This is a genomic window from Caulobacter sp. DWR1-3-2b1, from assembly GCF_049895765.1.
Taxonomy (GTDB): Bacteria; Pseudomonadota; Alphaproteobacteria; order Caulobacterales; family Caulobacteraceae; genus Caulobacter.
This window is the reverse complement of sequence record NZ_JAFCSZ010000006.1, coordinates 1-12,194: the sequence shown is the minus strand read 5'-3', so window position 1 is coordinate 12,194 and position 12,194 is coordinate 1. Positions and strand designations below refer to the sequence as shown.

11 protein-coding genes and 1 pseudogene are annotated in these 12,194 nt (G+C 61.2%); 5 read left to right on the top strand and 7 right to left on the bottom strand.

The window, feature by feature from the left end; genetic code table 11:
- The first annotated feature begins 907 nt into the window (after nucleotides 1-907).
- A complete protein-coding gene (locus ACP69S_RS07805) occupies nucleotides 908-1,048 on the top strand; it encodes a hypothetical protein (RefSeq protein WP_425996012.1) in 141 nt (46 codons plus the stop codon).
- 1,016 nt (nucleotides 1,049-2,064) lie between these two features.
- Here ACP69S_RS07805 and ACP69S_RS07800 read toward each other — a convergent pair.
- Entirely contained in the window at nucleotides 2,065-2,412 is a 348-nt protein-coding gene (locus ACP69S_RS07800) for a hypothetical protein (protein WP_425996011.1), read from the bottom strand.
- 267 nt (nucleotides 2,413-2,679) lie between these two features.
- On the opposite strand from ACP69S_RS07800, the gene ACP69S_RS07795 reads away from it, so the two are divergent.
- Complete coding sequence (locus ACP69S_RS07795) at nucleotides 2,680-3,996, top strand: lipase family alpha/beta hydrolase (protein ID WP_425996010.1); 1,317 nt, start codon at nucleotides 2,680-2,682, stop codon at nucleotides 3,994-3,996.
- An 85-nt stretch (nucleotides 3,997-4,081) separates the two neighbouring features.
- Here the strand turns inward: ACP69S_RS07795 and ACP69S_RS07790 are convergent.
- Both ACP69S_RS07790 and ACP69S_RS07785 read right to left on the bottom strand, forming a co-directional pair.
- Nucleotides 4,082-4,910, bottom strand: a pseudogene (locus tag ACP69S_RS07790) (IS5 family transposase).
- Nucleotides 4,911-5,235: 325 nt separating this feature from the next.
- Nucleotides 5,236-6,309: an SDR family oxidoreductase gene (locus ACP69S_RS07785; RefSeq protein ID WP_425996009.1), complete on the bottom strand. Its 1,074-nt coding sequence runs from the start codon at nucleotides 6,307-6,309 to the stop codon at nucleotides 5,236-5,238.
- 79 nt (nucleotides 6,310-6,388) lie between these two features.
- On the opposite strand from ACP69S_RS07785, the gene ACP69S_RS07780 reads away from it, so the two are divergent.
- Nucleotides 6,389-6,769 (top strand): winged helix-turn-helix transcriptional regulator, encoded by a 381-nt coding sequence (locus ACP69S_RS07780; protein ID WP_425996008.1) that lies wholly within the window; start codon nucleotides 6,389-6,391, stop codon nucleotides 6,767-6,769.
- Nucleotides 6,770-7,072: 303 nt separating this feature from the next.
- Nucleotides 7,073-7,507, top strand: a complete 435-nt coding sequence (locus ACP69S_RS07775; protein ID WP_425996007.1) for a hypothetical protein — start codon at nucleotides 7,073-7,075, stop codon at nucleotides 7,505-7,507.
- A 273-nt stretch (nucleotides 7,508-7,780) separates the two neighbouring features.
- Here ACP69S_RS07775 and ACP69S_RS07770 read toward each other — a convergent pair whose 3' ends face one another.
- The 4 genes from ACP69S_RS07770 to ACP69S_RS07755 form a co-directional block, all read right to left on the bottom strand.
- Complete coding sequence (locus ACP69S_RS07770; protein ID WP_425996006.1) at nucleotides 7,781-8,245, bottom strand: hypothetical protein; 465 nt, start codon at nucleotides 8,243-8,245, stop codon at nucleotides 7,781-7,783.
- A gap of 249 nt (nucleotides 8,246-8,494) precedes the next feature.
- On the bottom strand, nucleotides 8,495-9,013 hold the full coding sequence (locus tag ACP69S_RS07765; protein ID WP_425996005.1) for a DUF2867 domain-containing protein: 519 nt from the start codon (nucleotides 9,011-9,013) through the stop codon (nucleotides 8,495-8,497).
- 580 nt (nucleotides 9,014-9,593) lie between these two features.
- On the bottom strand, nucleotides 9,594-9,998 hold the full coding sequence (locus ACP69S_RS07760) for a hypothetical protein (RefSeq protein ID WP_425996004.1): 405 nt from the start codon (nucleotides 9,996-9,998) through the stop codon (nucleotides 9,594-9,596).
- A 54-nt stretch (nucleotides 9,999-10,052) separates the two neighbouring features.
- Entirely contained in the window at nucleotides 10,053-10,769 is a 717-nt protein-coding gene (locus ACP69S_RS07755) for a hypothetical protein (protein ID WP_425996003.1), read from the bottom strand.
- A gap of 366 nt (nucleotides 10,770-11,135) precedes the next feature.
- On the opposite strand from ACP69S_RS07755, the gene ACP69S_RS07750 reads away from it, so the two are divergent.
- Nucleotides 11,136-11,942, top strand: a complete 807-nt coding sequence (locus ACP69S_RS07750; protein ID WP_425996002.1) for a CPBP family intramembrane glutamic endopeptidase — start codon at nucleotides 11,136-11,138, stop codon at nucleotides 11,940-11,942.
- The last annotated feature ends 252 nt before the right edge of the window (nucleotides 11,943-12,194 follow it).

The following is a 12,194-nucleotide window of genomic DNA, read 5'->3' as shown; positions in this document are numbered from 1 at the left end:
CAGGTTGTTCGTCGTAGCTTCCGACGAACGCGGTCGCGACCCCATCGGGAGACGTACCAGCAACCTTTGCGGTCGCGTTCGAATCCATCACGCGGCGCTCTGGCTCCAAGATAAGCTGGCCAGTTGCGTCCAGAGAAATTTGTTGGCTCAGCCAACTTCCGCCCGAACGGCTGAGAGGGGGATCGCGCCCCCACCGTACGACACGTGCGGCGCCATTTTCACCGAGGAGCGAACACTTAGCACCTCGATACTTCAGCGGCGCGCCAGTTAGCCGAGTCAACTTTCCTTGTGGGCTTATCAAGAAAAGGCGCTGCTCAGTGCTGGGTGGTTCTCGCCCAAACACGGCAAGATAGTCGTTACCGACTGTAATGCTTGGGCACCCATCCTCGGCGATCAAACCTTGAAAGCGGGCAATCTGCTCCAAGGCGCGCGAGCGGGGCGTGTAACGGAACAGCAAGGTCTCGTTGGAAGTGACCCGTGTCAGGAGGATCGTTAGGGCCCCTGTTGCGTCGAAGTCGGACGCAACAACCATGCCCGTAGGAAGCTGGATCGCCCTTGCCCCCCCATTGCTCCAGACGATAATCGGATGGCGCCCGCAAAGGACGCCTGCTGCAACTTGGTCGCCGGAGTCATCGACGACAAGCCACCTGAAAGCCTTGCATCGCGAGGTCCTCAGCACATGTTTGGGCTTCAAAATGCGAGGTTCGGCAATTGGCGACCAGGTCCCATCCGCGCCTCGCTCGAAGAGCCCGCTAGATACCTCTATTTGATCGACTGCTTGGCCAAGCTCCGCCCGCGTCGCGATAAGCCGACCGTTTTCTGCAAAAAGCGCCCTGGCGAAGCTGGGCGCGCTTTGCCTAAGTTCTTTGGCGGCGGCGGCTGGTAACTTAGCAAGGACATTCGTTTGATGAAGACGGTACCGATCCCGACCGGCAGCCTCGACATCCTTACCCAGCGGCTGTCCGCAAGACGCAATTGTGAGCGCGCCCGCAAACCCGACCGCGAGGAACCGGATCCAGCACAAGACAGCGCCAATTTTGAACGTTAGCGAAAACACTGAACCGGGCACTACGCTTCGCCAAACTTGACTATTTGCTCAAACATTGCGTCGCATCCATTTTTGATACGAACGAGCTTTAATGCGGGCTCGACAGAAGAATAGTGAAATTGAAGCTCTACTACATTTGTCGTTTGAGAGGGCAATGTCCGGAACCCACCCCTTCTGAGAAGTTTGGAACGTCCGCTCGCGGCGAGCAAACCCGTCAGAGCCTCGCCCGCCTGCGGCGCGCTCGGTGAGATTAAAGAAGGCGAACACCCCTGCCCTTGCCACGGTCGCCGGCCGGGCTCTGCGCGGTGTGATAGCTCCGCGCCCGCCCGCCGCCCGACCCCAAACACAGCGCCAGGTGACATTTCTAACTGGCAGACTCCGCGACTTCTCTAAGCGGTGTAGACACTGAGTGTAGCCGGGCGGATTCTATTTTGAAGTGCGATGTCGAAGACTCCAAACTCTGAGATTCTCACGCTTTTGACGAGATTGCCCGCTTGAACCCGCTATCAGGCCGATTTCTGACTCCAATGATGAGAATGGCGCTGCGGAACGTGGCCAGCAGAAAGAGCCTCGTCGCGTCGTGAGCGAAGTACGCCTTGGCCTAGCCGCGGCCGCCGTAACGTAGCTCATCTAGGTAGTCCAAAATCGCCTGGCCCCATCCCTGCGCAATGATCTGCTGAGCCGTTTTTTCTCCGAACGCGGGGATTGAATGCGTCTGTAGCCAAGTGCGAGCGTGTTCTTTCGATCCGAGGATATCGCCCGACCTATCGGCAATCTGTTGGACGGTCGAAGCGAGTTCAGGTCCAGACAGCGCTCTTCCCGGCGTCAGAAGCAACTCAGTGTCACAGGCTTGGCCTAGATATGTGTTCATGCACCTACTCACTGCGCGCAATCAGCGAACATTACTATCAAGCCCCGCGTCTCGCGCCTGAGTTTCCAAATCCGTGGTCGAGGATTTCGGCTATTCGATGCGGATGCGCTCGATCGCATCCTGAGTGATGCCGTCGCGCCGGCGATCATAGAGCTTCGTGGTGCGCGGGCTGGAATGGTTCGCCATCTCCTGCGGTGCGCGGTCGGGACTTGTCGCCCTTGGGTCGTCCTCGCGTCGGCGTTGATCGCGACCTGGCGGGCGAGACTTCGGGCCGGACGTCGCTGCGGTGATCGCGCAGCTTTTTCCAGAAGCCCTTGTCGGACATCAGCGCCATAGGGTCGCTGGAGAGGCGCGCTTCGACCACAAGCCCGGTGATACAATCGACCTCGACCGCCAACCAAGGACGCGGAGCAAGACCGGCCGGCATCGCGCCGGACAGGTCGATCCGCTTGAATGAGTAGAGACGGGATTTTCGGGAATTCTTGCGAGGCATGGCGAGGTCTCCGTGTGTGATGCACGGATAGGGCCAGCCCATGGAAACTACTAAAATAGGACGAATGCAGTGGAGTCCAGCCGATGGAGCCCCCAGCCCCTAGGGTGTCCAGCTTGCAGGATCGTTTTTTGAGACCACTGTTACGCGAGAGCCACAATCGCGACCGCCGTTGCCTTGATCAGGCGACACCGTCACCTGGCTAGGGTGTTTGCCTGCGCGGCGCCGCGCAGATCGAGAAGATGAAAGGCTGGTGTCTTGGCGAGCGTCTTGTCCTCAACCACGGTGCTCTTTGTACCCGAGATCTTTGATAGCCAACTGGTTGACCCTGACAAAGCCAAACCTGTTTGGCCCGACGCTCTGCTGCGCAATCAGGGCGATCGTGGGAGCATTCACAAGCAGCTGGGCGCGATCCTGGGAGCCAAGAAGCTTCGTCCAGGCAAGATCATCGAGCATTTTGGCGTTCGACAAACCTGGGCGCGGCTGAAATCAACGGCCCTGGCCGTCGGGTTTAAGACGCATCAGTTGGTTCCCCTGCCCTACGATTGGCGGCGCGCGCCGATGGACGCGGTTCTCGATCTGAAAGCCTTTGCGCCGCCCGGCGACGGGCCGATCGTTGTCATCGGCCACGGTTATGGCGGTCTGGTGGCCAAAGCGCTGTTGCAAGCCAAGCCGAGTTGGATCGAGCGCGTGGTGCTCGTCGCCAACTTGGGCGTTCCTCATCACGGTAGCGATCTGGAGTGGATATTCGCACTGGCCCGGCCGATGGGCTGGATTTCCAACGAGACCTGGAAGGCGATGTGCGACCCACATTGCTCGGTTCCGACCAAAAGCATCGCGGCGATGACACGGCCTTGGGCCTATGGCGTGCCGCTTCACCTCGCAGGCGTGAAGGAGCTGGACGTTTTCTCGGTCTCCTACCCCACCCTGATCCGCCATCCAGACGGGCTCCACAATGAACTGATGGTCTGGGCCGGCGACGGCTTCATTCCAGATTTGTGCATGGTGCGCGATGAAGTCCCGCGCCTTGAGACTGACCGTTTCCACGCCGACATGCCCCAGTGTCCTAAGTTCTGGCGCCACCTGGCTAGGATTCTCGGTGCGCGGCTCCCCAAGTGGATCGATCCCTGGGTGTCGGCCAGTATCCACCTGCAGCGCACCCATATGCCTGCGGGCATCTATCTGGCCGGGCTGAGATTCCGTGGCGAAGATCACGCGATCGGATGGATTGAAGCTCAGGAGATGACCTGTGCGGGCGGCCGCTTCGCGCCGTCCGAGGAGGCCGAGCGCGGCAACTGGCTATCTTTGGACGTCACCTTTGATCAGACGCGCCGTCCCGGTCACTACGCACTCTTTGACGTTGATGAACTTCGCAAATTTGTGGTGCTGCGCCTCTACGGGCGATCAAGCTGGGCTGATGGCCAGGGCGTGCCCGACTTGCTCGACGAGCGCCTGATCTTCTTGTCGAAGCCGGCGGAGGAGCCGCGCGCGGATGACCTGCCACGCTTTCACCAGTTCCTTGGATCAGCGGGACACTGGCGCGGACAGCGCCCGCGAAAACCCCGCAAATGGCCGGCCGATCTGTAATCTCGGCGCGGCGGCGCCCTCAACGAGGCGCGCAAAACGTCGTCAGATTGTCTTAGAGTCTGACTCATAATGTTTCTGATTGTGATCAGAGGGTTGCGAGCCTTCGGATCATGAGCTGGACAGAGGCCATGAAGAGCCATGCCGTTGAGCTGTCGAGGGTCTCCTCGAAGTCCTTGGCCAGGCGGCGGTTTCGGCCGAGCCAGGCGAAGGTGCGCTCCACGACCCACCGGCGGGGCAGCAGCACGAAGCCCTTGGCGGTGTCGGATCGTTCGATGATCTCGATCTTCCAGTCGCCCCGCCCCGCCCCGCCATGGCTTGTCGCAGCTTGTCGCCGGCATAGCCGCCGTCGGCGAAGACGTGGCGCAGCCAGGGGAAGCTGGATCGGATCGCGGTCAGGACGTCGGGCGCGCCGTCGCGATCCTGGATATCGGCTGTATGGGCCCGGGCTGTGACCAGCAAACCGCCAGTGTGTTGGTGAGGATGTGGCGCTTGCGGCCTTTGATCTTCTTGCCCGCGTCATACCCAAAAGGCCCGCCGCTTTCGGTGGTTTTGACGCTCTGGCTGTCGATCACTCCGGCGCTGGGCGAGGCCTCGCGCCCCGCCGCCTCACGGCAGGCCATCAGCAACAGATGATTGATGGTCTGCCAGAGCCCCTTGTCGCGCCAGGCGTAGAAATAGCGCTGAACCGTCGTCACCGGCGGAAAGTCTCCCGGCAGCATCCGCCACGGCAGGCCGCTGCGTAAAACATACAGCAGGGCGTTGGTGATCGTCCGCAACGACCACTTCGCCGGCCGCCCAAGCCGAGACCGGCCCGGGACCAGCGGTTCCAGAACCGCCCACTCCCAATCCGTCAGATCGCTTGAATACCGCAGGCCCTTTCGGGCATGCTTGCGTCGGGTGGTTTCGGTCCACATGTCAAATTCCGTTGTTGGTTCGCATCTCCAACAGAATCACAAGTGCCTGAAATCACCCAACTTCATTTCGGGTCAGCCTCTTAGATACCAGCCAATCCGGAGGCTGCTTAGTGCGAGGTTGCGCCACGAGCGGACATTGCGATAGCTCCAAGAAGCGGACCTTCAGTCGCCCGTGTGCGAAGGTCCGGATGCCGCCCTCGAGGTTCCTTCCGTTCCCGACCCCTATCAGCCCGTCGTTGTGTCCGCTTTCAAAGCGTCCGGAACGCCAGCGAGGCGCTCGGCTGGCGCCGGGTGAGGACATCGACCCTCATCCAGAACCTGGACGTCAGCCTATGTCGCCCGGGATGAGGCGATGTTCGCGCAGCCGCTCGAACAAGGCGATGAAAGCGTCCTCTGTCGGCTGGTAGGCGGCGAAGCCCAGCCGCCGGCTGCGCGTCATGTCCGCGATCACTTCCACAGGGCGGCCCAAGTCCGCGTCGGTGTGCCAGGGCGACGCCAGTCGTGTGATGTCGCGCTCGATCAAGCCGTGGCGATCTGCCAGGCTGGCCCACCGCTTCGCGTCGCCGGCCATCTGCTGCTCCAGCGGGATGATTTGGCCGTCGAACGGCGCAGGCTCCAGACCGAACCAGTCGGCGATGCGCCCCCACATCCAGTTCCAGCGGAAGACGTCGCCATTGACGACGTTGAAGGCCTGGTTGGCTGCGGCTGGCGTCGTTGAGGCCCAAAGCAGGTGCCGGGCCAGCAAATCCGCGGCGGTCATGTCGGTAAGGCCATTCCACTGGGCGGACGAGCCGGGGAAGCGGAAGGGCCGACCCGTCTCCCGGCACAGGCTGGCATAAACTGCCAGCGTCTGGCCCATGTTCATGGCGTTGCCGACGGCGTAGCCGATCACGGTGTGCGGGCGATGGACGCTCCAGGTGAAGCCATCTCGGGCGGCCGCGGCGAAGACCTCGTCCTCCTGGGCGTAGTAGAAGTTGTCGATCTCTAGCCGGCCTTGATCCTCGCGGAAGGGCGTCTGGGGCAGGACGCCCTGGCCGTAAGACTCGAACGGACCCAGATAGTGCTTCAGTCCGGTGACCAGGGCTACGTGGCGCACCGAGCCGCCGGGCCTAAGCGCGTCCAACAGATTGCGGACCATGGCGCTGTTGACCCGGATGTTCTCGACCTCAGTGTCCTGGCGCGCCCAGGTCGTGATAAAGACGCGGCTGGGCCGGGCGTCGGCCAAGACTCCGGCCAGGGCGGCCGCGTCATGGAGATTGGCCGTGACCCGGGTGACGCCGGCCTGCACCAGCGGACTGCGCGACAAGCCCAGAACCGACCAGTCCGCCTCGACCAGCAGGCGCGCCGTGGCCTGCCCCACGATGCCTGTCGCTCCGACCACCAATGCGCTATGCGTCATGACATTGCTCCTTCGTCAGGAGGCGTATTTGGCGATGATGGCGGCCGTTCACCAGACGGCACCAAAAGGTGCCCAGCCCATGGACAGCGGAACCCCGGACGAAGCCTGGCGCGAGGACTGCGCGCCGCGCCGGGTGCTGGAGCTGTTCGCCACTAAATGGACCAGCATGGTGCTCCACACCCTGCATGCCCGGCATGGCGGTCGCTGCCGCTCAGGCGCACTGCTGCGCAGCCTACCCGGCGTGTCCAAGAAGATGATGACCCAGACGCTACGCAACATGGAGGTCAGCGGCTTGGTCGAGCGGCAGGTGCACGACACGGTTCCGCCGGGCGTAAACTATGGTCTAACCCCGCTCGGCCAGCGCTTCGTCGAACCGGTGGAGCTGCTCTACGCCTGGGGTCGCGAGAATGGCGACGCTCTTGACGCACTGAAGGCCAGGACGAACTCACGAAGGCGCTGACCAGCCTCTGCTCAATTGATCCGGGTTCGTCAGAGCGCCACGAGCAGACATTGGGATCGCTCCAGGAACCGGACCTTGGACACAGTGCGAAGTTCCGGATGCCGCCTTTGCGCTTCTTTCCGCTTCCGACCCTGAGCGGACCTTCGAATGAGGCCGCTTTGGCTGCCGCCAAACAGGTTGCCATTTCGCGCTTCAGCCGGTTGAAGGCACGGCGACGGGCGTCAATGGTCAATGCTAGGAATGGAATACGCCTCCCTTGCAACGCAAAGCTTCATCACCACCTGCTGCTTAGGGAGCTCGACCATGATCATCCTGACCCTACTTTTCGCGATGACATTCGGCCTTGTGCTGTCCGGCAGGGGCACGTGGCTTGGTGATGCGCTTTATAAGGCCTTGGTGGAGAGGCCTGCGGAAAGCCTAAATCGGGGTCCGATTGCCGTGGCTGCGTATGTGGTCGCGGCATTGATGCTTGCTGGTTTCGCGGTCGTGGCGCCCGAACTCATTCCGTTGGCGGCGGCAGTCGATTTCGCGCTTGCTGTTGAACTTGCGGCCCTTGTGTTTGTGGCCCGCGCCAGCAGTTGGACAGGTGTTGCGCGCCGATTTGTATTGAGCCAGCCGAGACAGCTCGCAAGCGGGCTGTTCCGACCCTCTTCGCGCACTCGCCAGCATCGGCCGAAGCGTAAGCGTCAGAGCTGTGCTCAAAACGACCCAGAAGCGTGGCCACTGGCTTTCGCTTGAGGGCTGATGTCCGCTTCCCACCGAGGCTGTGTAAAAACCCGTTTCGGACCTGGATGAGCCCGTTGACCGGGTCACGAAATGGCTGATCTGGCGCTTTGTCGCGCATGGCGGCCGATCGGGACGCGAAAGTTTTCTTTCGTGAGCGGCTTCTGCCCGACGTTTTCACACAGCCTCCACCCTTCACTGACCTTCGCAAGGTCCGCTCTGGGTCAGCAGGCCCAAGGTCCGGTTCCAGGCGCGGCCCTCATTTCTGCACCCGACCCGTTGCGGACTTTACCCGTCCATCGCGATGTTCGTGACGGTCAGCCCAGTGAGCGTCGCTGCATAGAGGTGCTCTGGGTCGGAACCGGAATCGAACGAAATCTCCCATTCCTCATTTGTTTGGTTGCACAGAGGGATGGAAAGGTGACTGACAGTGAACTCTTGAGCGAATGGCTTAATGGTCACGTGTCCAGACCACGGATCCGCCTGTAGATGCTTATCAATAGCCAAGCAGATCGAACCGAAATTCGCCTCGACCCAGCTAAAGAAATCGCGTTGCTTCTCAGAAGGTCCATCTGATTCAGACGACGTGTCGATGGACAATCCAATTTCCACGGCGCCATCACCCGAAACGAAGATTTTTTCGCCTTCCCAGTAAGACTGGTACCCACGAGCGGCCTTCATAAAAAGAAGCGTTCCGAAGAATGGGTCCTCACACTTGGGAGTCCTGAAGCTTTCGAAGAATTTCTTCAGCATGCTTTAATCGCCCTTGGTCGGAGGGTGAGCTTTAGCATTGGTTCGTCCGCTTTCCACCCTGAACAGACTGTCGCCCTGTCCAATTTCTGGCGCTGCGTCCAGGGTGAGTGTCCGGCGCGGCCGTAAGTTCTGCGACCCATGGCTGCCAGTTCTGCCAGTGCCGGCAATCAGTTTGGGCTGACAGAGCCGGGGGGATTAACCTGACAGGCCCGGTGGGGCGCGAAGGCAGCCAGTCCGCAGGCGGCGGCTTCAAATCCTTCCAGCGGCGCTCGCATCGGACATCAGGCGCTTCACCCCGTAGCGATGAAACGGCTTGATTAGGAAGAGGTAGCAGCGCCCGAACAGGTTGTGGGTTTTCACTACGGTGGTCACGATCACGTGGGTGCGACCGCCCTGGCGGTGACGCAGAACGGAGACCCGGAAGTCGAGGTGCTTGGCGTCGCCGCCGGCGATGATTTCGTCCTGGGCCGACTCCAGAAGCGTAAACAACGCGATTTTTTCGCCAACCCGATAATTGGACTTGATCTCGATCTGGTGGAGCTCAGCCGCTGTTGGACCGCTAAGGCCGAACACCGAGACGATGCGATTCCGTAGCCGCAACAAGAACTTAAACACTGCCGGAAGGTAGCCGAAAATGCCGAGATAGACCTGCTCCATAGTCTGGTCGGGCCGGACGAGATCCACGGTATAGGCGTCCCAGAATGTGACTGGTTCCAGATAGCTCGGCAAGCGGGTGTGGATGGGGAATCCGCAGGTGATCGCCTTCATGGGAGCCTCTCATCATGATCGCGAGCCGCCACTACCGCCAGGATAGGCTCCAGTCTCGGCGCCTGCTCCTCCCGCTCCCCGTCGCTCTGATCTGGGGTCAAGAGAGTGCCACGGACGCAGTGAAAGTCGCTGACTTGGCTCCGTCGTGGCAGCGTCGCCCAGCACTCTAGGTCAAGTTTGGTCAGCGTCCCTGCGTCCCGGCGCACGACGAGGCGCACACGGTCCGGATCTGCAGGGAAGCGGCTTGATCCGAACCGCAAAAGGGCCAACATTTCGGGCGTCGGGTGCATTTCGTGGTTCCGCCGGAGGGTGTTGTCAGCCACAAGACCTATGAGGACGTTTCGAACGATCATCTATGCCCCCGGCTCTCGCTGAGGATGGCCACCCTAGATTACATTTGTCATCCAGTGTCAACCAGATCTGCAGAGTTCAGGCTTCCACCCTTCACTGACCTTCGCAAGGTCCGCTCTGGGTCAGCAGGCCCAAGGTCCGGTTCCAGGCGCGGCCCTCATTTCTGCACCCGACCCAAGTCGGACCGTGCCATCGAGCCACCGCGCCACCGCGATCGACGCCCGTTCTCCTAGTCAGGATGGGGCGTTTTTACATCGCGTCGCGCGCGCACATGCACCAGCGCCGCGAGCGGCGCGGCGAACACGCAGCCTGCCAGTCCCGCCATCACAACGTACGTTGAGGCATCTGACGAACTGGGTTGGATCGGCGCAAACCTGTCCAACAGTGCCCAAAGCAGCACGTAGGCTAACGGTGCCAAACATCCGATTGCCAAGGCAAGGCCTACGACCAAGCGCCCAGGCTGGCGCATCACCATGATCGACAATGCCTCTCCGGCCAGGGTCACCACCCAGCCGCCCCAAAAGACGTAGACAAGGAAGCTAACCAGGCCGGCATCGGTGTAGAGCATGCCGCTACTGTTCACGCCGCTTTTCCCCGCCTTGGCCAACCCGTCCTTGTAGCGCGTCGCAGGCATCGTCCGCTCACCACCCTTGTCGGCAGTTGGCTAGGTCTTCTTCCGGGGCACCGATCATGGCTTGTCGATCCACCCATCTGGGCCGATCTCGTCCAAGGAATGATCCGGGATTTTGAAGGCCTCGGTAAGAAGAGCGCCCCGTAGAGCCCCTGGCGCACCGACGGTCCAAGAGACCTGCATCCCGCCCCATCGCTGCTTGCCGGCTGTCACGTCGTAGAGTGTTGTTGGTCCATCTGGACGGGAGTCGTATCGCCCGTTCTTCAGCCGGACCATGCCATCCACATAGCGCGGCGCGCTCCATAGGCATGGATCGGTCAATAGCGTGTCGAGCCGCGATGCGGTGTTGGTGGAAACGCTTACCGGCACCCACGCACTCCAACTTATCACCGGGCCGGCCAAACTTGAGGATCGCGCGTAGACTTCCCAGCCATGAGAGGATCGCCTGACGGCGACCTCTCTCCGAGCGGGATGCGAGATCATTCCATCGCTGGTCTCAAGCCGGATCGCCGTGTCGGTCTTGCGCGTGCGCCAAGCGATGTCAGGTCGCCGCTGCGACCATCGCGTCCACAGCGCATCGAAGGTGTCGTTGGCCGGATCGTCGTTCAGGTGTGTCGGCAGAGCAGCGTGATCGACATGAGCAAACGCGGGGCAACTAGCCTCACGAACCTCCTCGCGAGGCGTGCAGCCAAAAAGCGCGAGGGCGATCACGGCGATCGCGGCTGAGCCGACCACCGGGAAGGTGTTTCCAGCAGTGATCGAGGAGCGGTCCATGCGGCGATGTTACCGCTTCGCGCCGAAAGGCCAAGGTCCGCAAACCACCCCAAACAGACGATCAGCATGTCCGTTGTCGGCGCGGGCGGCGGACATTGCCGGTAGCGGTGCATCCCCATCATTTCAGGGTGTGTGTTACCCGAGACCGACAATTGATATCGGCAGCGAGGTCCGACTTCGGCCGTGTTGCGCCACAAGCAGAACTTGGGGTCGCTCCAGACTCCGGACCTTCGGTGCCGGCGACGACGGCCACGAACGACCCACGGCGGACTGGGAAGGTCTGCTTGCCGGCAATGTTGCAGCTGACGAGCGAGCCGCAGGAATGAGTCAGGGTCTACGCCGCACCAGCCATCTAAAGTGGCGAGCATGACTCCTGTCCTCCCAGCCACCCGATCGCCGCTGAAATTCTTTGTCCTCCTCTTCGCCCTGGCAATCCCCATCGGGTGGGCGGGTCGATCCCTCGGCGTCGTGGGGGTTATGAAAATACCGGTCGCGGACCTCGGCCTTGCCTTCGTCCCGATGATCGCCGCGCTCATTCTCGTGGCAACCGAGAAGGGGTGGCGAGGAGCGGGCAAACTGCTCAAGCAGACCTCTGAACTGAAGGGCCTTTGTGACCTAAGGTGGCTATTTGCCACCTTAGGTCTGCCGCCGCTCATCTATCTGCTGACGTGGGTCCTTGTTCAGGTATCCGGCGTCGAAGGCGTCGCTGAGGTCAAATTAGCTAATAGCGTGCCGTTGTTGGCGGTATTCTTCCTCTTGGCCATTGGCGAGGAAGTCGGCTGGACCGGCTATGCAACTGAGCCACTCCAATCGCGCTGTGGCGCGCTGGGTGCTGCACTGATCTTGGCGATACCGTGGTGGTTGGCCCATCTGCCCTCAATGGCTGCTGTCGGTGCAACTACGACCGATATGGCTTGGTGGGCACTGGGCGCAGCGGGCGTGCGGGTGTTGATAGTATGGCTGTTCAACAATACGGCGAAGAGCATTTTGGCTGCCGTACTTTTTCACGCTCTGCTGAACGCCGGAAGGTCCGCCACCTTTCCTGCGGCTGGATCGCACTATGCCCCGCACTACCAGATCGCCAGCTACCTCATCATAGGCGCTCTGGCTGTCGCAGTGGTGCTCGTCTGGGGGCCAACGTCACTCCGGCGATCGGTCAAGCTTCGCGATTAGGTTTGGAAGCCGCCAGCATTCCAATCGAGGGTTCACTGGAGCGAGGTTGCATTTCCCCCATCTCGCCCCACACATCGGGTGGACTTCCACTCGCTTTGCAAACGGAGGCAGTTCGATGAGGATCTTGCTAGGGTGTCCGCCGTCAGCGCCTTTGAGACAGATTGAGGGTTCCGTTTAGAGGAGGGTTTTGGTCTCATCGTAGTGACGAAGGAACGAAGATGAGACCAAAACCCTTGGCCGCGAAAGCGACGC

What these genes read in the sequence shown, in the direction of transcription:
- ACP69S_RS07750 (WP_425996002.1), top strand. Translation starts at nt 11,136, where the DNA reads ATGACTCCTGTCCTCCCAGCCACCCGATCGCCGCTGAAATTCTTTGTC.
- ACP69S_RS07770 (WP_425996006.1), bottom strand. Translation starts at nt 8,245, where the DNA reads ATGCTGAAGAAATTCTTCGAAAGCTTCAGGACTCCCAAGTGTGAGGAC.
- ACP69S_RS07785 (WP_425996009.1), bottom strand. Translation starts at nt 6,309, where the DNA reads ATGACGCATAGCGCATTGGTGGTCGGAGCGACAGGCATCGTGGGGCAG.
- ACP69S_RS07775 (WP_425996007.1), top strand. Translation starts at nt 7,073, where the DNA reads ATGATCATCCTGACCCTACTTTTCGCGATGACATTCGGCCTTGTGCTG.
- ACP69S_RS07805 (WP_425996012.1), top strand. Translation starts at nt 908, where the DNA reads ATGAAGACGGTACCGATCCCGACCGGCAGCCTCGACATCCTTACCCAG.
- ACP69S_RS07760 (WP_425996004.1), bottom strand. Translation starts at nt 9,998, where the DNA reads ATGCCTGCGACGCGCTACAAGGACGGGTTGGCCAAGGCGGGGAAAAGC.
- ACP69S_RS07755 (WP_425996003.1), bottom strand. Translation starts at nt 10,769, where the DNA reads ATGGACCGCTCCTCGATCACTGCTGGAAACACCTTCCCGGTGGTCGGC.
- ACP69S_RS07765 (WP_425996005.1), bottom strand. Translation starts at nt 9,013, where the DNA reads ATGAAGGCGATCACCTGCGGATTCCCCATCCACACCCGCTTGCCGAGC.
- ACP69S_RS07780 (WP_425996008.1), top strand. Translation starts at nt 6,389, where the DNA reads ATGGACAGCGGAACCCCGGACGAAGCCTGGCGCGAGGACTGCGCGCCG.
- ACP69S_RS07800 (WP_425996011.1), bottom strand. Translation starts at nt 2,412, where the DNA reads ATGCCTCGCAAGAATTCCCGAAAATCCCGTCTCTACTCATTCAAGCGG.